Source organism: Arthrobacter sp. SD76 (assembly GCF_049726125.1).
GTDB classification, from domain to species: Bacteria; Actinomycetota; Actinomycetes; order Actinomycetales; family Micrococcaceae; genus Arthrobacter; species Arthrobacter nitrophenolicus.
Genome location: NZ_JBNBLR010000001.1, coordinates 1591810 through 1618099, shown reverse-complemented (window position 1 = coordinate 1618099; position 26290 = coordinate 1591810). Strand labels below are relative to the sequence as shown.

Here is a 26290-nt window from a genome sequence, read left to right as displayed (position 1 = left end):
GGTTTTCCAATGCCCGCACGCAGGCCCTTCCCTTGGGACTGGTGCTACGCCGCGCCGGCCAGGGACTCCCGCAGGCGCCAGCCGCCCCCGAGTCCGTCACGTTCCAGCACCATGGTGGTCAGGGCGGAGTTCCGGTTGCTTCCCAGCCGCACCTGGACCTGCAGGATCTCCACGTCCACGCGGCTTCTGCCCTTTGGCATCCTCCGGTGGGTCTCCCACCAGTTAATCCGTTCGAACCATCTCACCGGCTCGGCACCCACGGACCATTCCCGTCCCCGGCAGACCACCGCCGTCGGCATTCCATCTCCGCCCCTGCGGACTATCACGTGTTCCATGACTGCAAAGCTATGGCGGGGGTCTGACATTCGGCTGTGCCGCCAACGAAAAAACCCCGCAGTTCCGTGAGCCTGGAAGGCAGGAAATGCGGGGTTTTTGTGGTGGGTCCTACCGGGATCGAACCGATGACATCCACGGTGTAAACGTGGCGCTTTCCCCTTGAAATGACAGGGTTTTCACGCCGTTTGGGAGGAATTTGGTAGGGCTGGGACGAGCTTGGGCGCGAGCAGGTTGTCCATCCGGGCGGCGACGTCGGAGAGTTCCTGGTCGAAAAGCCCGGCGTAGATGTCCAGCGTGAGGGCCGCGGAGGCGTGCCCGAGCATGCGCTGCACGGACTTCACCGAGGCGCCGGAGTGGACGGCCAGGGACGCGGCGGTGTGCCGCAGGTCGTGGACCCAGAGATCCAGCGGCAGCCCGGCGGCGGCGACGGCGGGATCGTAGGTGCGTTTCTTGAAGTTGTTCGACCGCATCCACTTACCCCGCTTGGTGGGGAACACGAGCTCGTCCCGGCCCAGCCCCTTGACCCTGTCCCGGAGCCGTTCGGCCATGAACGCGGTCAGCGGCACGTCGCGGGGTTCGCCGTTCTTCGGTGGCCCGACGACCATGCGCCCGTCCGCTTCGGTAACGGAGCGGGAGACGATGACACGCCGGCGGCGCAGGTCGATGTCCCGGCCGCGCAGCTCGGCGGCCTCACCAAACCGCAGCCCGGTTGTCGCCAGGAACCAGATCAGGTCCTCGTCCCGTTCCCCGATGGAGGTGGCGAGGGCGCGGACCTGGTCCACGGTGAGATAGATGTGCTCCCGTTTCCTGCCTTTGGGGAGCTTGACGCCGGTGGCCGGGTTGGTCTGCAGCCGTCCCTCGCTGATGCACCAGTTGAGGAAGTTCCGGAACCGCCCATAGATGGTGTCCACGGTCCTGGCCGCCTTGGCCATGCTGGTGACCCATGCCTGCACGTCGGCCTTGGTGACATCGGCGAGGACCTTGTCGCCCCAGTAGGGGCGGATGGTGGCGCGGACGTCGGACTTGGTTGTGGCCAGGGTGGACGGTGCGAGGTGCACGCACGAGTCGAGCCATGCGTCCAGCAGCTCCCCGATAAGGACGCGGCCGAGGTCCCTGGACACGTACGTCCCGGATCTCTGGTTGTGGTCCACGTGCGTCAGGTGCGCCTTGGCCGCGTCCTTGGTCCGGAACGCTTTCTTCCGTTCCTTGCCGGCCTCGGTCCAGACGGCCTGCCAGCGGGAACCTTTCCCGTACATGGCTGTCCGGGTCCCGTCCTTGAGCATCCAGCGATCATCGACCCGGGCCATGCGCTACATCCTTCCGGTTATCCGGGCGAGGGCCCGGAACTCTTCTGGTGGGAGGTTGTCGAGGAATGCCTGCACGACGGCGGGCGTGGTTCCCAGGGTTTCGGCGATCACCGGGATACGGTGGTCCAGGATCGCGGCGCCGAGGAAGGCCCGCGGGGTGATCGTGAGTTTCGCTGTTCGTTTGTCTGCGAGGTCGCAGCGGTCCGGGCAGGTGGTCCGGTAGTAGTCGTGGCCGTTCTGGTGTGCCTTCTGGTGCTGATGCGTCAAGAGAAAATCCCCAAGTCTGTCTCGCCCCCCGTGAGCGATACGAACAGGATACGACTTTCCCTAGATTTCCCTAATTGTCAGTGGTCTGTGCTTAGCCACAGGATGGGGTCGTAGGGCCTAAGACTCGCCATTTATCTGGACTCTGTAGTTACGAAATCGATATGAAAGCTCCGCTAGCAACTCCTCGTCAGACAAATGTGACGCCTTCATTACGCGTGACTTGTCCCCTCCATTCTCCATCTCCTGGAATGTCGGCTCCCCCGCGCCCCGGCGCAGTTCTTCGAGGGTGACCATGTCCGGTGCCAGGTTCTCCCGATCCTCCATGACTTCACGGATTGCGCCGGTTTTCCAGCCCAAACCCCGCTCCACCTTGGCCTGAGCAAGGTCCTGCACCATCCGATCCCCGCGCTCCATTGCCCGGAGAGTCTGGACGTTCAGGCCGATGTCCTTCGCAAACATGTTTTGCGATCTTTGGATTTCGACACGGGCGATCTGTATGAGGTGCCCCAGATGCTTCAGGGCTTCGGATTCATTCACACGTTTATGGTGTGCCCGAATCTAGGGAATGTCCAACGTATATCTATCGGGAAAGTTGCCCGTTTCGAGGGAAACAATGCTTGAAATTACAAGCGCGTGATTCCGCTCTCACCTGCGAAAACACCACTTTTGCATAACTTTCCCTAGCTTTGTCTTGTCTAGTTCCCTAACTTTCCCTATGCTTGTGTACATGCCTACACCGACAAAAGGGACCCGCAGAGGCCCACGAAAAGCACACCCCTACAACGACGACTGGGGGCGCGTTGGCGCCACCCTCCGGGAACTTCGCCTGGCGAAGGGAGCGACGCAGGACGAACTGGCCACAGCAGTTGGTTTCGTCCGGGGTTCCTCCATTGCTCAGATCGAGGCCGGGCTCAAACCTCTGACCGATCAGAAACTGTTGCTGGTAGCTGACTACCTCGGCATCCGGCCCTTGGCCATTCGCCGCCCGGAACTTCTCGAAAAGGCGGCCTCCTGATGGGCCGCCATGGATGGGACCGAGGCGTATGGGACAAAGTCCCCCACTCCGACTTGATCTTTCACGCTGACATCTTCTGGACGGCAGTCAACAAGACTGAGTCCTGCTGGGAGTGGACCGCTGGGAAGAACAAAGCCGGATACGGCTGCATGAACGTGAGGAAAGCTGATGGCAGAAAAACAACTGCCCGGACCCACAAGCTGTCCTACCTGCTCCACACCGGGCCCATCCCGGATGCCCTCGACGTAGACCACACCTGCCACAACAGGGCATGCGTCAACCCACATCACCTGCGTCTTGCCACGCGCAAGCAGAACCAGGAGAACCGGGGTCCGCTGGATGTCCGGAACAAGTCCGGTTACCGGGGCGTCCACTGGGCCAAAGCCCAAAAGAAGTGGGCCGCCACCGTGAGCCACAACGGCAAGCCAGTGCACGTCGGGTACTTCAGCACCGCTGAAGCGGCAGGAGAGGCGGCCCGAGCCAAGCGCAACGAGCTCTATACCCACAACGACCTTGACCGACAGGAGGTTGCGGCGTGAGCGTCAGCGTCACGGTCAGCCGCCCGGGCCGCATGACCGTTTCACCCTCGCATGTCATCCGTGACCGAACGATGGTCAACCTGTCCGAAGAGGACAACAAGGTCGCAGATCCCATCACTTTCTGGGTTTCGCCCGACGTCGCTGCCCAGTGGATCAAGGCACTCACCCCACTCGCGGAGGGAAAGCTATGAGCCAGGCAATCGCACTCGAGGATCTGGACTGGGAGGCCGACGCCCGCGAGGCGTTGGAGAAGGTCGCCAAGGAGGGGCAGCCTTTCACGGCGTACGACCTGACCGAGAAGGCCGACCTGCGGAATCCGCCGCACCCGAACTGTTGGGGCGCCCTGTTCCGTGAGGCGGCGAAGGACGGTGTGATCCGCCGGGTGGGCGTGATTGAGTCGCGGCGGCCGGGCCGGAAGAACGGGCTGTGCCGGGTCTGGAGGGCGGCCGCATGATCCGCCTCGAAACCGAAAGCCGTACCGCCTACTGCACGACCACGACCGAAGCGCTCCACGCGTCATCCATTGACGGTGAGGACCGGGTCGTCATTGAGGACAAAGCCGAGCAGCTGAAGATGCTGCGCCTTTTGAGAGGGGTCAAGTGGTGATCCGGATTTATCAGTGCAAGGAACCGTGCTGCCTGATCTCGCCGCCGTCGAAGCGGTTTTGGCATGCGGAGTACAACGGGGTGAAGGTCGCGACGGAGACGAGCCGGATGGCTGCGCTCCAGTCGGGGGCTCAGTACGTCATGGAGAACGTCCCGCTGGAGGTGACGGCATGAGCCTCTACTACCAGGACGACACCATCACCCTGTACCACGGGCATAGTCTTGAAATTTCCCGGAGTCTCCCCGATGCATCGGTGAGCTGCATTGTCACGTCCCCGCCCTACTGGGGTCTGCGGGACTACGACGAGCCGGGGCAGTATGGCCAGGAAGAAACCCCGTCAGAGTTCGTGGAGGGGCAGCGACTTCTGTTCTCAGAACTGCGGCGGGTGCTCGCAGACGACGGAACGCTATGGCTCAACCTCGGCGACTCCTACAGCGGCGGCAGTAGGAAGGGTTATGCCAATACCGGCAAGGCTGCAGGCCGCATCAGTGCGGATCGTCCTGCCAGCGGCATACCGGGAAAGAACCTTCTAGGGATGCCGTGGCGGGTTGCCTTCGCCCTGCAGGATGACGGGTGGATCCTCCGCAATTCGATCATCTGGCACAAGCCCAATGCAATGCCTGAATCAGTCACCGACAGGTTGAGCGGAAGGCACGAGAACCTATTCCTGTTCTCAAAGGAGCAGAAGTACTGGTTCAACCTAGACCCGATTCGGACGGAGCACGCAGAATCTACTGTCGCGGCCGCGAGTAGAGCACGTATCCCCTACGAGGCACCGGGGCAGCGACCCAACGCCAAAACACGTGCCATGCATGAATCCGGCGCGAACCCAGGAGATGTCTGGAGCATCAACACTCAGCCGTTCCCCGGCGCACACTTCGCCGTATTCCCGCAAGAGCTGGCGAGGCGTTGCGTCGTGGCTGGGTGCAAACCCGGCGGCACTGTGCTTGATCCTTTCAACGGTAGCGGGACAACTGGTCTCGTAGCTCAGAACAACGGGCGTAAGTACGTCGGCATCGATCTCAATGCGAAATATCTTGATCTGTCACTCAGGACACGCTTGCAGAACGCAGCTCTTGATTTCGGAATGACGGCGTGAGCCGGCAGGGTGACGCCACCGTCAAGGAAGTGGCGGAGTACCTAGGCCACCACCCGGAGACGATCCGGATCATGGCACGCTCCGGGGACTTCCCGAACGCGTACAAGGCTGGGCGTGGCCGGCAGAACTCGCCGCTGCGGATTCCCTGGTCGGATGTGGACCGGTACCGGAAGCTGCAGCCGAGGGCGGCGGCGTGATGAACGAGGATCTGCGGCAGGCCGTGAGGGCCGCCGTGGCTGAGCTGGCCGAGTCGGAGCTGATCGAACTGGTGGCCGAGGCCGCCGTGTCAGCAGTGATTGAGGTCGGGTATTTCCCTGGTGCCGGGTGGGAGTATGCGCTGCGGCAGGGTGACCGGCTGGTTGAGGGCGGGTTCAATACGCAGGGCCAGGCGCAGGCGTGGGCGGACGAGAACTTAGGGAAAGTTGCCTACCTTGTCCAGCGGCGCCGGGTGGGCGTGTGGGAGAACGTTCCGCTTGTTCCCTAAGTTTGCCTTGCTTTCCCTAGGTTTCCCTAATAGACTGTCTAGGTAAGCAAAAAGGGAGCGGCCCCGATGCCACGGAGCCGCTCCACGCCACAGCTCACACCGACAAAGGAGATAGCAATGGCACTTCAAGATACCACCCACGGATACCTGTTCGACAAGGACACCGCCGCGCACATCATCTTCGCCGAGGTACAGCGGTTCGCCGGCGAATGCTCCGCCTACGGACCCTCCGAGGACGAGATCCAGGACCTCACCCGCAAGCTGTCCTGGCAGATCCGCAAGGACCTCAACTGGACCGACGTCGACGTGATCGTCGGCTACGCCCTCGAACTCCGCCAGCTCGCCAACGGCACCCACGAGCTCCTCGACCTGAACGGCGCGTACACGGTGGACAACCGGGGGCAGGTCCGGTCGTGGATCACGGTCCCGATGTTCGGGGAGATCGACTTCATGGTCGCGTCGGTCCCGACCCGTTGGGAGCTGGCAGCGTGACCGCCGGGTATCTGCGGGTCCGGGCGGTGGTCCGGTTCGCCGTCCTCACCACTGGTGTGGCTCTGGCGTTCGTTATGCCGCACCTCGCCGTGGCCGTCGTCGCGTCGGCGGTGGGACTGTGACCGGCTGCTACTGCCGAGGCATGGCTACCTGCGGCAATTGCGAGCAACACATCTGCACCGGCCAGTGCACCTGCGACGACATCGACCAGACCAAGGAGACAGACCAGTGAGCTGGGAACCACAAGACGATGCCCCCGCCGGTGAGTGGATCGTCTACGACGAGATCGGCGCCGTGATCGGCACGTACGGCCAGGACGAATACCGCGCCAAGGAAGCCGCCCGTTCCTGCGGCGGCCGGGACCTTGGCATCACAGCACACTACGTGGAGATGACACGATGACCACAACATTCCGTGAACCAACCGGTAAGCCCACCTGGCCGATCCTCCTGATCGCCGGCGGGGAGAAGGCCGGAAAGTCTTACGCTTCCGCGCAGGCCTCGGCCTCTGACTTGATTGGGCAGACGTACTGGATCGGCGTGGGCGAGGATGACCCGGACGAGTACGGCGCGATCCCCGGTGCCCGGTTCCTCATCGCCAAGCACGACGGCACCCACCAGTCCATCCTCACCGCATTGCGGGAAGCGTCCGCCCAGCCGCGCATCGGCGGGAAACCGAACCTGCTGGTGGTCGACTCCGGCACCCGCGTGTGGGAGATGCTCTCCGACGAGGCGCAGGAGCGGGCGAACATGCGTGCCAAGAAGGCCGCGCAGAAGTGGAACAAGCCGTTCGACCCGGAGGCGGAGGCGACCATCGGGCCGGACCTGTGGAACCGCGCCACGGGCCGCTGGCAGGACGTCATGGAGATCCTCCGGAACCATGACGGCCCGTCCATCATCACGGCCCGCCTGGACATCGTCACCATCATGGACGACAAGGGCCAGCCGACCAAGGACAAGACGTCCAAGGTCAAGGCCCAGAAGTCGCTGCCGTTCGACGTTGGCGGGATCGTGGAAATGCCGGAGCGCGGCAAGGCCTACATCAGCGGTATCCGTTCCCTGAAGCTGGACCTGCCCGTGGGCGAGAAGCACCAGGTCAAGGACTTCACGGTGGATTGGCTGTGGCGCAAGCTTGGCCTGGATGTCGAGGGGGCGACGTCGCCGCGGCAGCACTCCGGCGCGGACGGGCAGGCTTCGGCCGCCGTCGCTGACCAACCGGAGGCGGCGCCGCAGCAGACGGCCCCACCACGGCAGGCCGCGGCACCGGACGACGCTGCTGCCACCGCCCTGAACCAGTACCGGCACACCGCACCCGTCTGGGGGCAAGAGCAGGACGACCAGCTCGAGGCCCAGCTCTTCGAGGCGAAGGGCAACGTGGAGATCCTCCGCTCCCTCTGGAAATCCGCACAGGGCAAGGGCGCACCGCAGGCAGTTCTTGACCGCATCGCAGGCATCAGCAAACCGCAGACCGAAACTAAGGAGCAGGCAGCATGAGCGCACAGACCGACGAAACCCAGACCGACGAGATCGTCCAGGTGGACATCAAGGCCGAGAACCTGCGGTTCGTGTTCAAGAAGACCATCGTGGACGCCCTCTCGGCGGAGATCAAACGGGACCGTGAGGAGCACCTCAAGCCGCTGGTGGAAGAGTGGCGCCGCTCCGGGAATAAGTCTTTCAGTGTTTCCCTGCCGGACGGTACCAAGATCGGGTCCGTGACCCTGACTGAGGCGCAGGACGCAACTGTGGTCTCCGACGAGACGGCGTTCTTCCTCTGGATGAAGAAGAACCACCCGGAGGAGATCGAGACCATAGAGATCCCGGAGAAGGTCATCCCTGCGTCCTCGTACGAGCAGGTAAAGCCGGCGGCGCTGAACCGGTTCCTGCAGGAGGAGCAGTTCCTCCAGGACGGGGACATGATCATCACGGCCGAGGGTGAGCAGGTCCCCGGCGTGGAGCACCTGAAGGCCCCGGAGCCGTCCCAGTTCTCGGTGACCTATGTGGGTGCGAAGGCGGTGGACAAGGAGCGGACCAAGCAGAAGCTGTTCGCGGCGTACCGTAACGGGGACCTCGCGCACCTGAATCTTGGTTCCGCGCTCCCCCAGATCGAGGCGTAATGGCAACGCCCACCACCAACGACGTGATCCTGATGCTGGCCCAGCTGGGCCGGCAGTTGGACGCGAAGCAGGAGGAAATCGCCCGCCTGGACGAGGAAGCGGTCCGGGCGAAGTCCCGCTACGAGGTGGCCCACGCCCGTGCGTTCATCAACGCGACTGGCGCGGAGGGGCTCCGCAAGCAGACGGCGATCCTCGCGGTGGCGGACGCGAAGCTGGACGCGGAGATCGCGGACCAGAAGCTCCGGGCTGCACGGCAGGCGATCCAGGTGTTGCGGGACCGGCTGGACATTGGCCGGTCCCTGAACTCTGCGATCAAGTCGGAGTGGGCGGCGCAGGGCATCCAGGGGCTGGCGGCGTGAACGGCCGCGCCTTCGCCCTTTACCTTGCACGCGATATGCATTGCGTTTGCGGTTGCGTTGGGCAGGAGGACACTTTCGTCCCCCAACATCGTGCAGGGAGAGGCATGGGAGGCTCCCGCGTTCTGGACCGCCCGGCGAACGTCCTGGTCATGTGCTCGCGCATGAACAACCTGATCGAGTCTGACCCCAAGTTAGCGGCGGTGGCTCGTGAGTACGGCTGGAAGCTGTCCCGGTGGCAGGAGCCGGAGAACGAACCGTTCTATGACCTCGCGACGGGGACGTGGAACCTGATCGACAACCTGTATCGCCGGACGGTCACGCAGCGAGCAGCAGCGTGAGCGCCGGGGCGAAACGGCGCCGGGAGCAGATGAGCTTCCGGCGGACCCCGGGGAGCATGTGCCTGGGCAAGGACCGGTACCGGAACCAGCAGGCAGCAGACCGGGCCATGGCAAAGCACGCCGGAAGGGTTCGGGCGTACCGCTGTCCGCTCTGCAAATACCTCCACCTGACCAGCAAGCCGAAGCACAACCAGCCTAGGTAAACCTAGGGAATCCTAGCCAAATCAAGGTAGAATAAGGACAGGCCCGGCAAGTGCGGAAACACCGGCCGGGCCTTGACCACTCACTTAGGTTCGGTAAGGAGTAGCTACCTTGAATGGTACCAAGAATTGCACGATCGACGGCTGCACACGACAGCACAAGGCGCGGGGATACTGCTCTCCGCACTACTCGGCCTGGTTCCGCAAAACACCAGCGTGTGACCGTCCGGAGCCGACCAGGGAAGAACGGTTCTGGGCCAAGGTGGACCGTTCCGCAGGGCCGGACGGCTGTTGGCACTGGACAGCCACGCTGGGGAAAACGGGTACGGCCAGTTTCATGACGGCACCAGGCTCGTCAAGGCTCACCGGTTCTCCTACGAACTCTCCGAAGGTCCCGCCCCCGATTGGGCGGACATAGACCACACCTGCCACAACGGCAGTGGATGCTACGAGGTGCCATGCGATCACCGGAAATGCGTCAACCCCAAGCACCTCGAAGCAGTAACCAGATCAATCAACGCCCGCCGCGGAAACTGCGGTGAGCACAACAGGAAGTGGGCACGATAATGGCCGGCGAAACAACGATTACAGTCATCGGGAATCTGACTGCAGATCCAGAATTGCGGTTCACTCCAAGCGGTTCAGCGGTGGCAAACTTCACCATTGCCAGCACGCCCCGGACGTTCGACAAGAACAAGAATGAATGGGTCGATGGTGAAACCCTGTTCCTCCGTTCGAGCATCTGGCGCGAGGCTGCTGAGAACGTGGCGGAGACACTGTCCAAGGGTATGCGGGTGATCGCTCAGGGTCGTCTGAAGTCTCGCTCTTACGAGGATAAATCCGGCGAGAAGCGGACTGTTACGGAGCTGGAGGTTGACGAGATCGGCCCCTCCCTGCGGTATGCGAATGCCAAGGTGAACCGGACTCAGCGGTCCGGTAACCAGGGCAACGGCGGCGGCCAGCAGGGCGGAGGGTACGGCGGCGGGAACTACCAGCAGCAGGATGACCCGTGGGCCACCCCGGGTGTGTCGAACTCGGGCGGCTGGGGCAACGGCCCCGACTCCGAACCGCCATTCTAGACAGCCTCAAAAGGGCCGGGCACCAACTGGTGCCCGGCCCTTTTTGTGTTTCTGGAGGTAGGTAGCCGGGTTAGGGAAACTGAGTACATTTCCCCTAACTTCTGCGTGTCTACCTAGGGAAAGTTAGGTACTTCTGGGGTAGACTGTACAAGTACCTAAACAAAGAAAGACCCGCCGGTGTCCTACCACCTGACGGGCCCAACCATTCACTAGGGGAAATGGTTCTAATGAACAATAAACCGGATACACCCGCGCCCGCAACGGTTGAGGCACAAGATTCCCTCAGCATTCTGCGAGAAGTCTCCCACGTCTACGAACGCCTCCGCGTCATCCGCCGGCAAGCCGCCCACCTGGCGAAGCAGGACCACACATACCAGGCACTCGCTGATGCCATGGGCACCACGCGTTCCGCAGCTCACCAGCTGATCAACCGGGATGCGGCATGAGCCGACCGAAACTGGGCGAACTCTTCGCCGGCTACGGCGGCCTTGGTATGGCCGTAGAGGAAGTCTTTGGCGCCGAACTCGCATGGGTGTCCGAGTGGGAAGAGGCGCCCTCGAAGATCCTCGCTCACCACTGGCCACACGTTCCTAACCACGGTGACATAACGGAGATCGACTGGGCAGCCGTAGAACCCGTGGACATCATCAGCGGGGGCTTCCCCTGTCAGGACCTCAGCCTCGCCGGGAAACAGTTCGGCATGGGTAAAGGCACCCGTTCCGGTCTGTGGTCCTACATGCTCGAAGCTATTGAAACCATCCAGCCCCGCTATGTCGTGGCCGAAAACGTAAGGGGTCTACTCAGTGGCACAGCACATAGCGTCGTGGAACAGTGCGCGTGGTGTTTGGGAGCAGATGGAGATCAATCTCATTTGCGGGCACTCGGAGCCGTACTTGGAGACTTGGCCGATGTCGGGTTCGATGCGGAATGGCGTGGCATCCGTGCGTCTGACGTCGGCGCTCCCCACAACCGATTCCGGGTCTTTCTCGTTGCTGAAAACACCAACCGCACAGCTTGGAGTGAACGGTGGCTCGCAGCACCCGGACAAGCGGAAAGCAGGCGGCCACGGACCGACGCTGGCCGACGAGCTGGAGCACCTGCTGTTGCCGACGCCAGCAGCTTCGGACTGGAAGCGGGACGACTACCCGGCCGACAGGTTGAGGAAGTCCCCGAACATCACAACAGTTTCCGCGTTCTTCGAGAATATTCCCCTGCCGTTCGACGCTGGGAAGGCGTAACTCGCCCGGCCCCCGCCCCGGCGTTTTACGTGCCAGGCAAAGACAAGGGCACGATCAACACGGCGTTTGTTGAATGGATGATGGGCCTCCCAGAGGGGCACGTAACTGATCAAGCAATTGGTCTGAACCGAGCCGACCAACTCAAGGCCCTTGGTAATGGCGTCGTACCTCAGCAGGCCATGGCAGCGCTCCAGGACATGCTGGCGGCTTTCAACGCAACGGAGGTGGCTGCCTGATGGCACGGGACCGAGCAAACATCAACACGGCCATCTGGACGGACCAGGACTTCCGGGACCTGAACATGGCCGAGCAGCACCTCTACAAGCTCCTCATGACCCACCCCACCCTGTCCTACGCGGGCGTGGCGGACTGGCGGCCGGCAAGGATAGCAGCGATGACCGCGGACGCCACAGCCGAGGGCGTACAGGCCACCGCTGAGGCGCTGCAGGCGAAGCGGTATGTGTTCATCGATGACGAGACGGAGGAGATCCTTGTCCGGTCCTTCCTCCGCCACGACGGGCTCCTGAAGCAGCCGAAGCTGTCGATCTCCATGGTGAACGCATTCGGGGCAATCGCCTCGAAGCGAGTCCGCGAGGTGGTCACGTACGAGCTGCAGCGGCTCCAGCAGGAGCACCCGGATTGGGCGGCTTTTGGGCAGCCGAAAGTCCTGGATCTGCTCAAGGGTAAGGGTACGGATATGGGTGAGTTTACGGATGGGGTTACCCCTGAACTTACCCTTCCGTTTACCCCTAGCTTTACCCCTGCGGTTACCCCTCTGTTTAGGCCAACGGGCGGTCAAGCTCAGGCCCTGCCTACAGCTACAGCTACTACTACAGCTACCTCACCTAGCGGTGAGGGGGTGCGGGGGAACCGTTCGAAGCCTGAGCTGCGACTCCCGGACAAGTGGCAGCCGAACGACGCGCACAGGGACTACGCCAAGGCAAAGCACCTAGACCTCGACACCGAGGCCGAACGGTTCCGCCTCCACGCCCAAGCCCATGACCGGAAGCTCCGGGACTGGGACGCCGGGTTCCGCATGTGGCTCTCCAAAGCCCAGCCTCAGCAGCACTCAGCCAGCCCCTGGTCGAAGGAGTTCCACGGATGAGCATCGAATCACCGCAGCATGACGTCACGGCCGAGCAGTCCGTCCTCGGGGCGATGCTCCTGTCCCGTGAGGCGATCATGGACGTCTCGGAACTCCTGTCCGGGTCGGACTTCTACCGGCCCGCGCACGAGACGATCTACCGGACCATCCTGGCCGCCCACGCAGCCGGGAAACCGGTGGACCCGGTCACGATCGGCGCGGAACTGAGCACCGAGGGTGAACTGGGCAAGGTCGGCGGTCCCGGCTACCTGCACGAGATCGTCCAGCTGGTCCCCTCGGCTTCGACGGCCGGCTACTACGCGGACATCGTGGTGAAGGCCGCGACCAGGCGCCGGCTGACGGCGGCCGGGCAGAAGATCAAGGACCTCGCCGCCCGGCCCGGTGACGAGGACGAACTGGTGGAGCTGGCCCGTAAAGCCGTGGACGCGACGTCCAAGGCCACGACATCGACGGTGCAGTCCTTCGGCGAAACCATCGACCTGATGCTGGGGGCACTGGACGAGGAACCGAACCACGTTCCCACGCCGTGGGGGTCGGTGAATGAGATCATCGGCGGCCTCCGGCCCGGGGCCCTGTACGTGGTGGGCGCCCGCCCCGCGGTCGGTAAGTCGGTGATCGCGCTGCAGCTCGCTAAGGCGTTGACAGCGGCCGGGTCCGTGGCGTTCTGCTCCCTGGAGATGTCCAACGCGGACGTGCAGATGCGGGCCGTGTCCGCGGACCTCGGCATCAACCTCCGGCGCCTGATCGAGCGGGACCTCACCGCCACGGACTGGGGGAAGATCCGCGACCGGCGGGCGGCATGGGAACACGTCCCGTTGTTCGTGAATGACAACTCCGGGATGAGCGTCACGGACGTGAAGCGGTTCGCCCGGTCCGTGCACCGCCGCAAACCCCTCGCCGGGATCGTCGTGGACTACCTGCAGCTCATGGCACCACCGCCCGGGGACCAGCGGAACAGGCACGAGTTCGTCGCCGACATGTCCCGGCAGTTGAAGATCCTGGCGATGGACATGGAGGTCCCGGTGATTGCCCTGTCCCAGCTGAACCGTTCCGGCGAGGGCCGGCAGGAGAAGGAGCCGAAGCTCACGGACCTGCGCGAGTCCGGGGCGATCGAGCAGGACGCCGATGTCGTGATCCTGCTGCACCGGGAGATCATGGGCGAGCTGCGCGGGGACCTGAAGATGCTGGTGGCGAAGAACCGGCACGGGTCCACGAATTACGCGGAGCTCGATTTCTACGGGCATTACTCGATGGCCGTGGAGAAGGGCCACCTCCCCCGGCAGGCCGCGGCGTGAGGGAGTGGGTTGTGACCGTCCCGGCTCCGGTCGTGAAGCCGGTCCGGAAGCGTAAAACCGGGAAGCTGTTCCAGCGCAAGCCCTGGCTCAACTCGAACGACCGGGACCACTGGCGGGTCCTGTCCCCCATCCGGGCGGACTGGCGGGCCAACGCCAAGACCGCTGCCGAGGAGGCCGGGCTCCCCCAGGGCCTCGGCCGGGTGGAGATCACCGGGCTAATCGTGAAGGAACGCGCCGGCACCTACGACGCGATGAACTTCTACCCCACAGCCAAGGCCATCGTGGACGGGCTCATCGACCACGGGATGTGCACGGATGATTCCAACGAGTACGTGTCCGGGCCGTTCCTCTACCCGGGCCCGAAGGGGCAGCCGGCCATGGTCGTCACGGTCCGGGAGATTCCTTAGCAGTACCGGCTTTCCCTAGTGGAACCCGAATTAGTTAGACAAAAAAGGGGAAAACTAGGGAAAGCTGGTGTATGCTTGGGGTAAGCGAAAAGAAAGCCCCGCGACTGCGCGAACAGCCCGGGGTGTGACCGGAAAGAAGGGTTCCGATGCCTACAAGTCTACCGACCACGATGAGCCCCGAGAGGGGCGTCCGGTGAAACGCAAATACATCAAGGGCGTGGTCGAGTGCGAGGGGACGTGCGGGCGGATGCTCCGGTCCTCGAAGATGCCGAAGGAGAAGCACCCGGGCACGGTGAAGCGCTACTCCGGCGGGTTCTGCCAGGTCTGCTGGGAAGCCCGCGGCGAGGAGCTCAAAACCGTGAAGGAGCCGCTGCCGGCAATCCGGCCGTGCGCGGCCTGCGGCCACCCGACCAGGGACCAGAAGACCCTGGCTGGGCAGGCACCTGGGACGCGCCGCAGGATCGGGGATCTGTGCCGGACGTGTGACGGGAAGGGCGTCACGGTACCGACCGAGGAGACAGTCGCCGCCGCCCAGGCCCTGACCGGGTTCCTCGCGGCCCGCCGGAAACGCGCCGAGGTAGCTGCACGCCGCGCCGCCGCTGTGCAGGCTCTCAGCCGGCGGGTGGCGTCATGAGCGCCGCGATGTACTCCCCCAGCGTTGACCTGTCCCCCGCGGCGTATGCCCGCCGCCTGCAGGCCGCCCGGCGCCGTGTCGAGGTCGCCCGGGCAAGGGCTGACCGGAACCCCACCCCCGCCAACCAGGAAGCCGCCGCTGAGCTTGAGGCCGGCCTCCGCAGGATCGAACAGGCGGCCACGGCATGAGCGCTCAGACCCGTGTCGAGTGGACCGGGAACATCCAAGTCCACCACCCCATCCGTCCTCAGCCGAAGCCGCAGGAGGCAAGCAAGTGAGCAAGTTCGAGCTCGGTCAGCCCGTCCGCTTCAGCGAGAGGCTGGTCCGGGTCCGCATCCACACCTACGGCGGATACAACGCCCCGCGGGAGGAGCGGCTGCTGCAGGCGGCGCTGGACCGGATGGGCATCTCCCGATCCCGCGGCGGCACGACGTTCCGCGACCTGGACTGGAAGCTGTGGGTGCCTGAGTCCTTCGCCAGGGAGCATCTACAATCCGGCCTGACCATGCTGGACTACGTGTACGGCATCCCGGAGTCCGGCCTCGGCGTCATCGTCCAGCGCGCCACCCTCCAGCAGGGCGGCACCGCCTACCAGGGCTACGACGAGCCGCGCTGCTGGATGGACCACGGCACCACTCGCGCCTACAAGGTCGCGTTCGACATCAACCGCAAACCCATCCACGTCCTGCCCGAACACCTGCAGGAATCGTCATGACCGCGGCCCAGTACCAGGAGCTCGCCCGGGAACTCGAGGACCGCCGGAAGTTCACCGAGGGCATGGCCGACCAAGCCCGCCTCACCGGACTCACCGCAGGAGCAGACAAATGAGCAAGCCACTCGAACTGAAGGTCTACGAGCACTTCGAACACAACGAGATCTGCTATGCGAACCTGGACGGCATTGGCGAGGTGAACGTGGATTACTGGATCCAGTGCAAGCGCCTCTCGGACGCTGAACTCGCCGCCGAGTACTGGCGGCTCCGGCTCAAGGTCTGCTCCAGCGGCAACAGAGACATGAAGGCCGTGGGTCACGTCTGCGTCAACTGGCAGGCCGCGCACGACGAATTAGACATCATGCAGAGGTTTATGGAACTCCCGCACTACGACGAGGCGTCATGAGTGCGACGATTCCGACTGCGTCCCGCCCAATCCACCTGTTGGAGCTCCCGCCGGTCCTGTCCGCGAAGATGGCCATCCTCCGCGCCACCGACCCCGGCCTCTACACCATGATCACCCGCCGCGACCCCATCACCAACCAGCCACTCACCGAACAGGACACAGCAGCATGACCGTAGAACAGTTCGCCGCCGACATCCGCACAGCACCCGTCCGAGGCGGCAATGACGTGGACCTTTCCGGTCCCCTCGCCCAGCACCTCATCAACCTCGGATACCGGAAACCGGCAGACCTCTCCCCCGGCCTGTACAAGAACAAGCTCGGTGTCCAGGTCCGTGTGGAGGCGCTGCGGCTGGACCGCGGCATCATCGGCCCGATCTGGGATGCGTCCGTGCTGGACGACGTGTTTGGGAACCGGCACGTCGTTGTCACCCCCCAAGGGCTGGAAGAGGCCGGCTACTCGCGGGTGGAGGACCAGTGACCACAACCCAGGAACGCCGGACCAAGCGCCGGTACGCGCACGAGCTCTACCCCCACGGCGAAGAATGGCAGGTCCGTTCGCTTGAGGTTGAGGTCCCCTACCTGTACGCCCGCGCCATCGGCTTTGATGTACGAGGAACCAGCTGGTTCGAGGACCGAGGCCGGGCAGCCGCCGACCGAACCAACCAGCTGATTGATGCCCGCCATATCGCACTCATGGCCGACGCCATGCACCAGGGGCTCACCGGGCAGGAAGCGTGGGTATGGGCTGAGTCGCGTATGGACGAGTCCGGTGAGTGGATCTACCAGCGGGCCCGGCACTACGGAGTCGACCCTGCGCAGATCAAGCCATACGCCTGCGGCCCCGAACCGGAGCACCACGAGCACGACGAACCCATTGAGGGCAGCGCATGGCTGAAGGTCCACCGGATCCAAGGCAAGGAAAGCGAGTGCGAGGACTGTACGGAGCCGGTTGAGGGACATGATGCCTAGGAATGCCGAGTGGATGGCCAGTGGCACCCGCCTGGTGTACCGGATCCTGATCCGCCGCCGGCTGCGGTGCCAGCGAGCAGGGACGCACCAGGACAACTACCCAGCCCGGTGCAAAGCATGCGGGGTGACTCCATGAGCTTCTGGGAAATCACGCTGGCTCGGTTCAAACCGGTTCGGGGGAAGCACTGGGGAGCCTACGCGCCAGGCACCTCCCGGGACCGCTACCGCTTCTGCTACGAATGCAAGTCCTGGCGGCGGCGCCCGGGAGCGCGGCCACTGATCCATAACGGGCGGAAGCCCAAATAAAAGAGAGGGGCCTCGATGGAGCGGACCTACTGCAGGGATTGCGGGCACTGGCACACAGGGAAATGCCAGGCCATCGCCCACAACGACACCGGCGGCGCATACCGATGCGCATGCACCGGACAACCACAACACCAGGAGGCAGCATGAAACCGCACGAGCAGTGCAGGTGCGAGCCTGACGGGAAGACCCAGATCGAATACCGGGCACCCGACCCACGCGAGGACAACAAACGGCCCTGGCATAAGCACACATTCCCCCGCCGGAAAGGCAGCAAACGATGAGCAGCCTCCAAGTCCACATCGAGCGGGACATCCGCGCCAGGGAAGCCGCCGGGCGGACAGTGACGGTAAGCCACGCCCGACCCGCGACAGGCCGCGGCCACACTCACTACTGCTACGGGGACGCCATCACCGGCCGCCCAATCATCCAGGCCAACGTCGTGGACGCGCCCCGGAACCAGGAAGATGTGGAATGGCTGCGCGAATACCTGCCCAGCTATATCGGCCCCGGAGGGACCGTCAACCTCGACTACGATCCCGCCATCGTTGTGGACGATGTCATGGAGTCTGATGATTCGGAGGGACCTCATGGAGCGTAGGCAGTGCACGGCGACGTCAAAGCAGTCCGGGGAGCGTTGCCGGCGGGCGCCGATCAAGGGCGGGACGGTGTGTAAGATCCACGGTGGCGGGTCCTCGAAGGTGCAGGCGGCGGCGGACCGTCGTCTGGCGGAGGAGGAGATGCACGATGCGGTCAAGGTCCTGGGGCTGCCGGTGGACATCGACCCGGCCAAGGCCCTCTTGGATGAGATCGCGTACACCTACGGGCATGTGCAGTGGCTCCGGACCAAGGTGCAGGAACTCTCCAGCGAGGATCTTGTGTGGGGGAAGGTGCAGACGGACGCCGGTGTCGGGCCGCAGGGGCCGGTGGACACGACGACGGAGAAGTCCGGCCCGAACGTCTGGTATCAGATGTACCTGACGGAGCGGGAACACCTCGTCAAGGTCACCAGTGCCGCGCTCCGGGCCGGCATCGAGGAGCGCCGGGTGAAGCTCGCCGAACAGCAGGGCGACCTGGTCGCGGCCGTCGTGAACCGCATCCTCGCCGCGCTGAACCTGACCCCGGAGCAGGCGGCGCAGGTTCCCATCATCGTGCCCAGGGAGTTCCGGGCACTGGCTGAGCTGGGGTAGCAAAAACTTCCAGAATATGGGACAAACTTAGGGAAATCTAAGGAATCCCCTGTTAAAATGTCACATGGGATCAAACTGTGGGGCGTGCGATAACCTGCCGGACGGGATCTACCTGTGCCACGCCTGCACAGAGAAGCTGGAGCGGGACCTCCGCGACGTGCCGGCCACCGTGGACGCGCTCTGGGCCTCGGCGGCGAGGATGGACGTCGGAAACGGCACGGTCGGGTCCTCCGGCCACTCATCCCCCACAGCCCCGACCAACTCCAGGGCGTACGACGCCGGGCGGACCCTGAACGTGATCCTCACCGGCTGGGCCGACACCCTCGGCCACACCGAACCGCACGCCGTCCGGGCCGCGGCCGTACTGCTCACCCGAATCCGTGAAGTACGCGCCGCGGACTGGGCGCCCGACCTCAAGCGCGAGCTGCGGGAAGTCCTGTGGCAGTGCGACGCCGTCATGGACCGGAAACCCCGCAAAGTGTTCGCCGGGATCTGCCCCATCCTGATCGACGGGGCGGAGTGCGGCACCCCCACCTACACGCCCGAGGGCAGGGCTGAGGCGACGTGCAAGGCGTGCGGGTTCTCCTGGGACGTGGTGGACTGGCGGGTCCGGGCGTTGCACGCCGCCGGCCACCGCACCGGGACCGCCGCTGAGGTGTCCCGCATCTTGTCCGACCCGGCCCGGAACATCATCCTCCGGCAGAACACCATCCGGGTGTGGGTGGCGAGGGAGAAGCTGGTCCCGGTCGGGACGAACGAGAAGGGCGCCCCGGTGTTCCAGATCCGGAAGGTGCGGAATTTGTGGGAGCGGCAGATGGCGAAGAACGCGGCACGGGCTGAAAGGATGGCAGCATGAACGAGCAACAGATCCCGGCCGCGGCTATTGAGGCCGCAGCGATGGCCATCCTCGGTGTGGATCAGGAGACGTGGGACCTGCAGACCACCGGGACCAAGGACCGCTACCGCTGGGACGCGCAGGCCGCCCTCCAGGCCGCGCTCCCACACCTCGGCAAAGCACCGCTCCGACTGGACTTCCCCCGGCTGATCGAAGTTACGACCGAAACGTACCCTGAGGAGTTCAGCGCCGTGACCAGGGAGGTCCTTGCCATCGTCAATGCTGGCGCCGTGGCAAGTGTCCTCATTACCCCCCTAGACAAAACTAGCCAAAGCTAGACAAGATGGGGCTCTGTAACCTAGTCTGTTCCTAGTGTGTGATTAGTGGCTCCAAGAGGGGCTGCTCCCCCAGCATCACGCAACCCCCATTCGAAACCCCCGGCCGGTGCCTTCCACCCCTGCCGGGGGTTTCGTGCAACCCGGGGCCGAACTGGTTTGGCGGCATACCCCCAGTGCCGTTGCATGTTCGAGTCATGCCGGCCCCACTGATCGAAAGCACGCCGACCAACCATCTGGAGCCTGCGGCCCTAGCGAGTAGATCACCCACCCCCGAGGAGGAACGATGCAGTGTCCCGAATGCGGCAAACCCCTCGGCGCCCTCACCGCCGTCCCCCACTGCAAGCACAAGGAATGCTCCTGGACCAAGTGCAGCTGCGGCACCACGATCGACCGTGGCACCGGCGCCGGGTTCAGTGTGAAGGCTTTCTACCCGGCGGACGACGCCGCATAAGGACTCTGGAGGGGCGATGACGGCGGTCACGTGGTGGGAGGCCGCCGCCCAACGCTTCGAGAAGCCGGCACCCAAATGGGCCACACCCGGGCAGATGGCCGCCACCCTCGACCCAAAGACGGTGCAGACCCCAGCGCTTGACCTAATCGACGCCGCCCTGGTGGAAGCGTTCAACACCCCCGACGCCCGACTCATCATCAGCATGCCCCCGCAGGAGGGCAAGTCCCAGCGGGCATCCCGCCGCTTCCCACTCTGGTGCCTGACGCAGAACCGGGACCTCCGCATCGCGATCGCCTCCTACGAGTCCAACGTCGCGAGGCGCTGGGGCCGGGCCATCCGTGACGACATCACAACCCACTCCGAAGTGCTGGGCCTGAAGATCCGCGACGACCTAGCAGCGCAGCACGAATGGGCGTTGGACGGGTCCGAAGGTGGCGTGTACACGGCCGGTATCGGCGGCGCCCTCACCGGCCGCCCCGTGGACCTCCTCATCATCGATGACCCGATCAAGGACCGCGAACAGGCCGACTCCACCGTCTACCGTGAACGCGCCTGGGACTGGTGGACCGACACCGCCCTGACCCGTCTCGCGCCCGGCGCTCCGGTCATCCTCGTCCTGACCCGCTGGCATCAGGACGACCTCGCCGGCCGCCTCCTCGCCGCTGAGGACGGTAAGGATTGGAAGGTCATCAACATCCCCGCTGAAGCGGACCACCGCCCCGAGAAGGGCGAAACGGACCCGCTCGGCAGGGAGCCGGGCGAGTTCATGGAGTCCGCCCGCCGCCGCACCCTGAAGCAGTGGGTCAAGCGGAAGATCGCCTCCGGCGCCCGCACGTGGGCGTCCCTGTACCAGGGCCGGCCATCCCCGGACGAGGGCGGCGTGTTCCCCTCCACCTGGACCCGGTACAGCACCCCGCTGTGGACGGTCCAACCGGACGGCACCCACATGGTCCCCGGTATCGGCCGCGACGACCACGAACTGGTCCAGTCGTGGGACCTCACGTTCAAGGACACCACCGGCTCCGACTACGTCGTAGGGCAGGTGTGGCTGCGGATCGGGAACACCGCCTACCTGCTGGACATGGTCCGGGCCCGGCTGAACTTCACCGCCACCTGCCAGGCGATCCTCGATCTGTCGAAGAAGTGGCCGCAGGCGGTGGCGAAGTTCGTGGAGGACAAGGCGAACGGCCCGGCCGTGATGAACGCCCTCGCGAAACGGGTCATGGGGTTGATCCCCATCGAGCCCGAAGGCAGCAAGTACGCCCGCGCTTCGGCGATCAGCCCGCTCACCGAGTCCGGGAACGTCGTCCTACCCGAGGCGCACCTGCTGCCCAACGTCGAGGAACTGATCGAGGAAGCCAAGAACTTCCCCAACAGCGCCCACGACGACACCATCGACGCCATGTCCCAGGGCGTCAACCGGCTCCTCCTCCTGCCCCTCACCGAGGCGCTGGCGGACCCGGTTGAACCGGACGAGTACATCGAGAACGACCTCCGCGGATACGCGATCACACCCTACTGAGAGGGGGCCCTGTGCCTGGCATCCTGGAATCCCTCGGCCTCCGCAAACCCGCCACCGAAACTGAACCCCGCACACCCGAGGGGCTGCGGCTGGAGGACGTCGCGCACCGGCTGGAAACCGCGCAGGAGAACCTCGCCCGGCTCCAGCTGATGTACGAGGACGCCGGGTGGGAGTCCGTGACCAGCATGGGCCGCACCGACTTCTCCCGCGACGGGCTGACCCGCAACGCCGAGCTGTGCCGGGTCATGTTCGTGGCTAACCCGCTGCTGAAGCGTGGCCTCGGCATCCGCGCCTCGTACGTGTTCGGGCAGGGTGTGGAGATCAACGCCCGCGCCAACGGTGAGGACGGGTCACAGAACGTCGAGGCCGTGGTGCAGGCGTACCTGGATGACGAGGGTAACCGGGATGCCGTGTTCGGCGCCCAGGCCGCCGCGTCGCTGGAGAACGATCTGGGCACGGACGGGAACGTGTTCCTCGCCCACTTCACCAACCCCCTCACCGGGCGGGTCAAGGTCCGGCCGCTGCCGTTCGATGAGATGGTCGAGGTCATCACCGAGCCCGGGGATAAGACCACACCCTGGTTCTACCGCCGCCGCTGGGTCGAAACGACCATCACCTCCACCTTCGGCAGCCTGGACCGGGAACGCGAGGCCCTGTACCCGGCGCTGAAGTACCAGCCGCTGACGAAGCCGAAGCAGTACGCCGGCGTCGACGTCATCTGGGACGCCCCCGTCCTGCACGTCAAGGTCAACCCCGCGGGGTCCAAGCTGTGGGGCGTCGGTGACGCGTTCGCCGCGCTGCCGTGGTGCCGGTCCTACAAGGAGTTCCTCGAGGACTGGGCCACCCTGTGCCGGGCACTGTCCCGCATCGCGTTCCGCGCCTCCTCCTCGAAGGCCAAAGCCTCGCAGGTGCAGCGTGCCGGGCTGCAGCAGCTCAACAGCATGGGGCCCGGTTCGTCCGTGTCCCTCGGCGAAGGCCAGACACTGGAGGCCGTCCCCAAGACCGGCGCCACCCTGGACTCCGAGTCCGGCCGGCCACTTGCCGCGATGGCAGCCGCCGCGCTCGGCGTCACCGTCACCATCCTCCTCGCCGACCCCGGCATCACCGGAGCCCGTGCCACCGCCGAAACCCTCGACCTGCCCATGCGCCTCGAAATGCAGGGCCGGCAAGAGGTCTGGGCGCAGGCATACCGCGCCTCCTGCGGCTACGTCATCGAGCAGGCGGTCATCGCCCCCCGCGGCCCCCTCAAAGGTTCCGTGGGGCGGGACGGGGACCGGCTGCTCGTGGACCTCGGCGAAGGCACCGACGCCACCGTGGAAGTCATCTGGCCGGACCTCGCAGAGATCCCGCTGGACATCCTCATGGGCGCCCTGGAGAAGGCCGACGGGATGGACGTCCTGCCACCGGTGGAGAAGTTCAAGCTCGTCCTCCGCGCCCTGAGGGTCCGCGACATTGACGACCTGCTGGTCGACATGGTCGATGACGACGGGAATTTCATCACCCCGTCCGCGTCCGCCGGTGACGTCGCCACCAAGGCATTCCGTGATGGGCAAGACCCATCAGCAGCACTCAAGTAGGAGAACCTCATGGCCATCACAGTGAAAGTCGCCTGCCCTGTCTGCGGCGCCAGGCTGGAATACGGGCACGCAGAACCGGAAGCGTGGGGCGCTGTAGCACTCACCGATCAGGGATGCGTCGAGATCACAGCCCACGACAAGAACGGCGTCATCCGCGAGCACATGCAGGGGCACCACACTGACGGCACCTGGGCCGCCGCGGTACGCCGGCACGCGGAGCACACCAACGCGCTGGTCAAGAGGCTGGACGAGCTAGGCAAGTAGGAGGCGTACGGATGGCGGTCACGGCCGAAACACTGCGGATCGTGGCCGACCTCCGCGCCCGCCTCGAACGGATGACCGACGCCCAAACCCTCGCCCTCACCCGGGCATGGGTCGACACGTGGGACGTCCTCGCCCCCGAGTTCCAGACCGCCCTGGTCGAACTCATGGGGCAGGCATCCAACGGGGCCGTATCCCGGTCGGTGGTGGCGAAGAACATCCGCCTCCGCGACGCCCTGCAGGCTACCCGGGAGATGCTGGATACCCTCGCCGCGCAGACCGAGACGGTCGTGTCCAACGACGTCGGCGCCGCGGTGCTGGACGCTGTGGACGGGCACTCCGCCCTGATCAGCTCCCAGCTGCCGGCCAACACCGCCGCCGCGGGCGTGTCCTTCACACGGCTCTCCCCCGACGCGCTGGCTGCCATCGTGGAACGCACCACCGGCCAGATCCACTCTGCGACCCTGCCGCTGCCGGCCGACGTCGAGCAGGCCATGAAGAAGCAGCTGATCCGCGGCATCACCGTCGGGGAGAACCCTCGCCGGGTGGCCGCCCGGATCCTGGACGCCACGGAGCAGCGGTTCAACGGCGGCCTGACCCGGGCGCTGACGATCTCCCGGACGGAGATGCTCGACGCTCACAGGGCAGCCACACAAGCCAGCGAGAAGGTCAACAAGGACATCCTCGAAGAATGGGAGTGGCACGCCGCCCTCAACGCGAGGACCTGCCCGTCCTGCTGGGTCAAGCACGGCACCCGCTACCCGCTGGACGTGCCCGGCCCGGACGACCACCAGAACGGCCGTTGCACCCGCGTCTCGGTTACCAAGTCATGGGCGGACCTTGGATTCAAGGGCGTCACGGAACCGCCGTCCCTGACCCCTGACGCGCTCACCGAGTTCAACAACCTCACACCGGAGTCACAGCGGGCCATCATGGGCCCGACCCGGTTGGAGCTGCTGCAGTCCGGGAAGATCCAGTGGGCGGATCTGTCCACGGTCAAGCATACCGACGGGTGGCGCGACTCCCACGTCGCCACCCCGGTCAAGGACCTCCTCTAGGTCCCATCACTGGCGGAGGGTTCGTATTGGACCGCGCCGCACCATTTGCACTCCACGGACATCGACCCGCCCGTCCCGCGCAGGTACACCCCGTGGACCTTCCACTCATGCCCAGGGCATTCCCCGGGCACGCCCGCACCATCGTTCCGGTCATCCAGACCCATTCCCCCATTGTAGGAGGCTGTCAATGGCCAAGCTCATCACCGAGGCGGGCACACTCACCGCACCCGGGACCACCGGCAAGCTGCTCATCACCCTCATCACGCCGGGCTGGGGCTCGTCCGGCTACTACTCCGCCGAGGTGCTGCAGAAGGCCGCCGAGGACAAGGTGTTCCCCGCCGGCACCCAGATGCACATCGACCACATGTCCCCCACCGACGAGTACGAACGCCCCGCCGGGACGCTCAACACCCTCGCCGCCGTCCTCGAACAGGACGCCTACTGGGACCCCGACTACGTGGACGAGGAAACCGGGAACAAGGGCCGCCTCGCCGCCGAGGCCATGCTCGGATCCAAGTACCGGGCCGAGATCAGCGAGTTCGCCCCTTGGATCGGCACGTCCATCGCCGTCGGCGTCGACATGAAAGCCGGTGAAGCCGAGGGACGGCGCGGGCAGATCATCGAAACGATGTACCCGCACAAGCTCAACCGGGTCGATTTCGTCACCGTCGCAGGCCGCGGCGGGAAGGTCGACAAGGTCATCGAAGCGTTCGCCGGCCGCGCCCACGAGGTCACCGCGAACGACCTCCGGTCCCAGCTCCGCGAACTCGTCAAGGCCGCCTACGGCGACGAGCAAACCTACGTGTGGCTGGAGGACCACGACGACACGAACGTCTGGTTCAGCATCGAGGACCCCTCCAAAGCCACCACCTACCAGGTCGGATACACCGTCACCGACGACGTCGCCGAACTCACCGGGGACTCCACCGAGGTCCGCAAGGTCACTCAGTACGTCCCCGTCACAGCTCCCGCGCAGGAGTCCACAGATTCCGTCCCGAACCCGGCGACGGTTACCGAAAATCAGGAGGAAGCCAACATGGCAACCATTGATGACGCAGAGCTCGCACAGCTCCGCGAAGCCGCCAGCCGGGCCACCGCGCTGGAAGCTGAGAACACCACCCTCAAGACCGAGGGCCGCACCCGGCAGGCCGAGGCCATCGTCGCCGAAGCGTTTGGCGACCTCGACGCCAAGGTGACCCGCCGGTCGATCGTAGCCGCGTCCCTGGCCGCCGAAACCTTCGACGCCGACGCCCTGAAGGAAACCGCCGTCGAAGCAGCAGCCGAGATCCGCGCCGAACGCGGCGAAGGCAACGTGCACGGCGCCGGCGACACCAAACCGGCCGCCGAGTCCGCGCCCAAGCGGACCGACGCGGACATCATCGCTGCCCTTGAAGGAGGCAAGTAACCATGAAGAACCAGCGTTACACCCACAACCGCCACATCGCCCTCACCGCTGACAAAGCGGTCGAATCCGGCGCCCCCGTCAAGATCGGCCAGTATGTCGGCGTGGCCCTCACCAAGGCCGCCGTCGGCGAAGAGGTCACCGTCTGGCTGGACGGCTCCTACGACGTGCCCGTCACCGGCACCGTCGCGCAGGGCGGCATCGTCTACATCAAGGCGTCCGACAACACCCTCACCGCGACCGCGACCGGCAACTTCCCCTTCGGCGTCGCCAACGCCGCCAAGGGCACCGGGACCGCGCCCCTCGAGGTCGCACCCTTCGGCAAGATCACCAACACCACCGCGCTGGCGTAAG

Annotated in this window: 43 protein-coding genes; 39 read left to right on the top strand and 4 right to left on the bottom strand. The window is 65.0% G+C overall.

Translation table 11 applies throughout. From position 1 onward, the window contains the following. Positions 1-44: 44 nt before the first annotated feature. The 4 genes from ACPEE0_RS08055 to ACPEE0_RS08040 all read right to left on the bottom strand — a co-directional run bounded on the left by ACPEE0_RS08055 (position 45) and on the right by ACPEE0_RS08040 (position 2447). Entirely contained in the window at positions 45-335 is a 291-nt protein-coding gene (locus ACPEE0_RS08055; protein ID WP_035751654.1) for a hypothetical protein, read from the bottom strand. A 177-nt stretch (positions 336-512) separates the two neighbouring features. Continuing rightward, positions 513-1643, bottom strand: a complete 1131-nt coding sequence (locus ACPEE0_RS08050) for a tyrosine-type recombinase/integrase (protein ID WP_424574309.1) — start codon at positions 1641-1643, stop codon at positions 513-515. Between the two features lie 3 nt (positions 1644-1646). After that, a complete protein-coding gene (locus ACPEE0_RS08045; protein ID WP_424574308.1) occupies positions 1647-1910 on the bottom strand; it encodes a hypothetical protein in 264 nt (87 codons plus the stop codon). Between the two features lie 117 nt (positions 1911-2027). Beyond that, positions 2028-2447: a transcriptional regulator gene (locus ACPEE0_RS08040; protein WP_424574307.1), complete on the bottom strand. Its 420-nt coding sequence runs from the start codon at positions 2445-2447 to the stop codon at positions 2028-2030. A gap of 190 nt (positions 2448-2637) precedes the next feature. Between ACPEE0_RS08040 and ACPEE0_RS08035 the strand changes: the two genes are divergently transcribed. The 39 genes from ACPEE0_RS08035 to ACPEE0_RS07845 all read left to right on the top strand — a co-directional run bounded on the left by ACPEE0_RS08035 (position 2638) and on the right by ACPEE0_RS07845 (position 26289). Next, positions 2638-2925 (top strand): helix-turn-helix domain-containing protein, encoded by a 288-nt coding sequence (locus ACPEE0_RS08035; RefSeq protein WP_424574306.1) that lies wholly within the window; start codon positions 2638-2640, stop codon positions 2923-2925. After that, positions 2925-3464: an HNH endonuclease signature motif containing protein gene (locus ACPEE0_RS08030; RefSeq protein WP_424574305.1), complete on the top strand. Its 540-nt coding sequence runs from the start codon at positions 2925-2927 to the stop codon at positions 3462-3464. The genes ACPEE0_RS08035 and ACPEE0_RS08030 overlap by 1 nt, the downstream gene beginning before the upstream one ends. Then, positions 3461-3655: a hypothetical protein gene (locus ACPEE0_RS08025; protein WP_424574304.1), complete on the top strand. Its 195-nt coding sequence runs from the start codon at positions 3461-3463 to the stop codon at positions 3653-3655. Before ACPEE0_RS08030 ends, ACPEE0_RS08025 begins: the two co-directional genes overlap by 4 nt. Continuing rightward, positions 3652-3918: a hypothetical protein gene (locus tag ACPEE0_RS08020; RefSeq protein WP_424574303.1), complete on the top strand. Its 267-nt coding sequence runs from the start codon at positions 3652-3654 to the stop codon at positions 3916-3918. The genes ACPEE0_RS08025 and ACPEE0_RS08020 overlap by 4 nt, the downstream gene beginning before the upstream one ends. Further along, positions 3915-4070, top strand: coding sequence for a hypothetical protein (locus ACPEE0_RS08015; protein ID WP_424574302.1), 156 nt, complete (start codon positions 3915-3917; stop codon positions 4068-4070). The genes ACPEE0_RS08020 and ACPEE0_RS08015 overlap by 4 nt, the downstream gene beginning before the upstream one ends. A 169-nt stretch (positions 4071-4239) precedes the next feature. Beyond that, positions 4240-5169, top strand: a complete 930-nt coding sequence (locus tag ACPEE0_RS08010; RefSeq protein WP_424574301.1) for a DNA-methyltransferase — start codon at positions 4240-4242, stop codon at positions 5167-5169. After that, positions 5166-5366, top strand: coding sequence for a helix-turn-helix domain-containing protein (locus tag ACPEE0_RS08005; protein WP_424574300.1), 201 nt, complete (start codon positions 5166-5168; stop codon positions 5364-5366). The genes ACPEE0_RS08010 and ACPEE0_RS08005 overlap by 4 nt, the downstream gene beginning before the upstream one ends. Then, positions 5363-5653, top strand: a complete 291-nt coding sequence (locus ACPEE0_RS08000) for a hypothetical protein (protein ID WP_424574299.1) — start codon at positions 5363-5365, stop codon at positions 5651-5653. Before ACPEE0_RS08005 ends, ACPEE0_RS08000 begins: the two co-directional genes overlap by 4 nt. A gap of 117 nt (positions 5654-5770) precedes the next feature. Beyond that, positions 5771-6145, top strand: coding sequence for a hypothetical protein (locus tag ACPEE0_RS07995; protein WP_424574298.1), 375 nt, complete (start codon positions 5771-5773; stop codon positions 6143-6145). Then, entirely contained in the window at positions 6142-6267 is a 126-nt protein-coding gene (locus ACPEE0_RS07990) for a hypothetical protein (RefSeq protein WP_424574297.1), read from the top strand. Before ACPEE0_RS07995 ends, ACPEE0_RS07990 begins: the two co-directional genes overlap by 4 nt. A gap of 106 nt (positions 6268-6373) precedes the next feature. Beyond that, a complete protein-coding gene (locus tag ACPEE0_RS07985) occupies positions 6374-6547 on the top strand; it encodes a hypothetical protein (protein ID WP_424574296.1) in 174 nt (57 codons plus the stop codon). After that, positions 6544-7638 carry a hypothetical protein gene (locus tag ACPEE0_RS07980; RefSeq protein ID WP_424574295.1) on the top strand — a complete coding sequence of 365 codons (1095 nt, stop codon included), beginning with the start codon at positions 6544-6546 and terminating at the stop codon, positions 7636-7638. Before ACPEE0_RS07985 ends, ACPEE0_RS07980 begins: the two co-directional genes overlap by 4 nt. After that, complete coding sequence (locus ACPEE0_RS07975) at positions 7635-8258, top strand: hypothetical protein (protein WP_424574294.1); 624 nt, start codon at positions 7635-7637, stop codon at positions 8256-8258. The genes ACPEE0_RS07980 and ACPEE0_RS07975 overlap by 4 nt, the downstream gene beginning before the upstream one ends. After that, a complete protein-coding gene (locus ACPEE0_RS07970) occupies positions 8258-8617 on the top strand; it encodes a hypothetical protein (RefSeq protein WP_424574293.1) in 360 nt (119 codons plus the stop codon). Before ACPEE0_RS07975 ends, ACPEE0_RS07970 begins: the two co-directional genes overlap by 1 nt. A 104-nt stretch (positions 8618-8721) precedes the next feature. Beyond that, the gene (locus ACPEE0_RS07965) at positions 8722-8955 is read left to right on the top strand and encodes a hypothetical protein (RefSeq protein WP_424574292.1); all 234 of its coding nucleotides are present in this window, start codon (positions 8722-8724) and stop codon (positions 8953-8955) included. A gap of 766 nt (positions 8956-9721) precedes the next feature. After that, entirely contained in the window at positions 9722-10234 is a 513-nt protein-coding gene (locus tag ACPEE0_RS07960; protein ID WP_424574291.1) for a single-stranded DNA-binding protein, read from the top strand. A gap of 227 nt (positions 10235-10461) precedes the next feature. Further along, positions 10462-10680, top strand: coding sequence for a hypothetical protein (locus tag ACPEE0_RS07955; protein WP_424574290.1), 219 nt, complete (start codon positions 10462-10464; stop codon positions 10678-10680). Then, positions 10677-11708, top strand: coding sequence for a DNA cytosine methyltransferase (locus tag ACPEE0_RS07950; protein ID WP_424574289.1), 1032 nt, complete (start codon positions 10677-10679; stop codon positions 11706-11708). Before ACPEE0_RS07955 ends, ACPEE0_RS07950 begins: the two co-directional genes overlap by 4 nt. Further along, positions 11708-12577: a hypothetical protein gene (locus ACPEE0_RS07945; protein WP_424574288.1), complete on the top strand. Its 870-nt coding sequence runs from the start codon at positions 11708-11710 to the stop codon at positions 12575-12577. Before ACPEE0_RS07950 ends, ACPEE0_RS07945 begins: the two co-directional genes overlap by 1 nt. Further along, positions 12574-13872, top strand: a complete 1299-nt coding sequence (locus ACPEE0_RS07940) for a replicative DNA helicase (RefSeq protein ID WP_424574287.1) — start codon at positions 12574-12576, stop codon at positions 13870-13872. The genes ACPEE0_RS07945 and ACPEE0_RS07940 overlap by 4 nt, the downstream gene beginning before the upstream one ends. Further along, positions 13869-14279 (top strand): hypothetical protein, encoded by a 411-nt coding sequence (locus ACPEE0_RS07935; RefSeq protein WP_424574286.1) that lies wholly within the window; start codon positions 13869-13871, stop codon positions 14277-14279. Before ACPEE0_RS07940 ends, ACPEE0_RS07935 begins: the two co-directional genes overlap by 4 nt. A 193-nt stretch (positions 14280-14472) precedes the next feature. Further along, positions 14473-14913 carry a hypothetical protein gene (locus ACPEE0_RS07930; protein ID WP_424574285.1) on the top strand — a complete coding sequence of 147 codons (441 nt, stop codon included), beginning with the start codon at positions 14473-14475 and terminating at the stop codon, positions 14911-14913. Continuing rightward, positions 14910-15101, top strand: a complete 192-nt coding sequence (locus ACPEE0_RS07925) for a hypothetical protein (RefSeq protein WP_424574284.1) — start codon at positions 14910-14912, stop codon at positions 15099-15101. The genes ACPEE0_RS07930 and ACPEE0_RS07925 overlap by 4 nt, the downstream gene beginning before the upstream one ends. A gap of 85 nt (positions 15102-15186) precedes the next feature. Further along, a complete protein-coding gene (locus ACPEE0_RS07920) occupies positions 15187-15627 on the top strand; it encodes a hypothetical protein (RefSeq protein ID WP_424574283.1) in 441 nt (146 codons plus the stop codon). A 109-nt stretch (positions 15628-15736) separates the two neighbouring features. Further along, positions 15737-16030, top strand: a complete 294-nt coding sequence (locus ACPEE0_RS07915; RefSeq protein WP_424574282.1) for a hypothetical protein — start codon at positions 15737-15739, stop codon at positions 16028-16030. Next, on the top strand, positions 16027-16200 hold the full coding sequence (locus ACPEE0_RS07910; protein WP_424574281.1) for a hypothetical protein: 174 nt from the start codon (positions 16027-16029) through the stop codon (positions 16198-16200). Before ACPEE0_RS07915 ends, ACPEE0_RS07910 begins: the two co-directional genes overlap by 4 nt. Further along, positions 16197-16508 (top strand): hypothetical protein, encoded by a 312-nt coding sequence (locus ACPEE0_RS07905; RefSeq protein ID WP_424574280.1) that lies wholly within the window; start codon positions 16197-16199, stop codon positions 16506-16508. Before ACPEE0_RS07910 ends, ACPEE0_RS07905 begins: the two co-directional genes overlap by 4 nt. After that, the gene (locus tag ACPEE0_RS07900) at positions 16505-16999 is read left to right on the top strand and encodes a hypothetical protein (RefSeq protein ID WP_424574279.1); all 495 of its coding nucleotides are present in this window, start codon (positions 16505-16507) and stop codon (positions 16997-16999) included. The genes ACPEE0_RS07905 and ACPEE0_RS07900 overlap by 4 nt, the downstream gene beginning before the upstream one ends. Before the next feature lie 583 nt (positions 17000-17582). Next, positions 17583-17903 carry a hypothetical protein gene (locus ACPEE0_RS07895; RefSeq protein ID WP_424574278.1) on the top strand — a complete coding sequence of 107 codons (321 nt, stop codon included), beginning with the start codon at positions 17583-17585 and terminating at the stop codon, positions 17901-17903. Between the two features lie 67 nt (positions 17904-17970). Further along, on the top strand, positions 17971-18492 hold the full coding sequence (locus tag ACPEE0_RS07890; RefSeq protein ID WP_424574277.1) for a hypothetical protein: 522 nt from the start codon (positions 17971-17973) through the stop codon (positions 18490-18492). Positions 18493-18556: 64 nt separating this feature from the next. Beyond that, positions 18557-19348: a hypothetical protein gene (locus ACPEE0_RS07885; protein ID WP_424574276.1), complete on the top strand. Its 792-nt coding sequence runs from the start codon at positions 18557-18559 to the stop codon at positions 19346-19348. Beyond that, on the top strand, positions 19345-19665 hold the full coding sequence (locus tag ACPEE0_RS07880; RefSeq protein WP_424574275.1) for a hypothetical protein: 321 nt from the start codon (positions 19345-19347) through the stop codon (positions 19663-19665). The genes ACPEE0_RS07885 and ACPEE0_RS07880 overlap by 4 nt, the downstream gene beginning before the upstream one ends. Positions 19666-19948: 283 nt before the next feature. Continuing rightward, on the top strand, positions 19949-20116 hold the full coding sequence (locus ACPEE0_RS07875; protein WP_424574274.1) for a hypothetical protein: 168 nt from the start codon (positions 19949-19951) through the stop codon (positions 20114-20116). 16 nt (positions 20117-20132) lie between these two features. Further along, positions 20133-21638 (top strand): phage terminase large subunit, encoded by a 1506-nt coding sequence (gene terL / locus ACPEE0_RS07870; RefSeq protein ID WP_424574273.1) that lies wholly within the window; start codon positions 20133-20135, stop codon positions 21636-21638. Positions 21639-21649: 11 nt separating this feature from the next. Further along, complete coding sequence (locus ACPEE0_RS07865) at positions 21650-23215, top strand: hypothetical protein (RefSeq protein WP_424574272.1); 1566 nt, start codon at positions 21650-21652, stop codon at positions 23213-23215. A gap of 9 nt (positions 23216-23224) precedes the next feature. Continuing rightward, positions 23225-23479, top strand: a complete 255-nt coding sequence (locus ACPEE0_RS07860; protein ID WP_424574271.1) for a hypothetical protein — start codon at positions 23225-23227, stop codon at positions 23477-23479. An 11-nt stretch (positions 23480-23490) separates the two neighbouring features. Next, positions 23491-24534 (top strand): phage minor head protein, encoded by a 1044-nt coding sequence (locus ACPEE0_RS07855; RefSeq protein ID WP_424574270.1) that lies wholly within the window; start codon positions 23491-23493, stop codon positions 24532-24534. 187 nt (positions 24535-24721) lie between these two features. After that, positions 24722-25939: a hypothetical protein gene (locus ACPEE0_RS07850; RefSeq protein WP_424574269.1), complete on the top strand. Its 1218-nt coding sequence runs from the start codon at positions 24722-24724 to the stop codon at positions 25937-25939. A 2-nt stretch (positions 25940-25941) separates the two neighbouring features. Further along, positions 25942-26289 carry a DUF2190 family protein gene (locus tag ACPEE0_RS07845; RefSeq protein ID WP_424574268.1) on the top strand — a complete coding sequence of 116 codons (348 nt, stop codon included), beginning with the start codon at positions 25942-25944 and terminating at the stop codon, positions 26287-26289. Position 26290 lies beyond the last annotated feature (1 nt).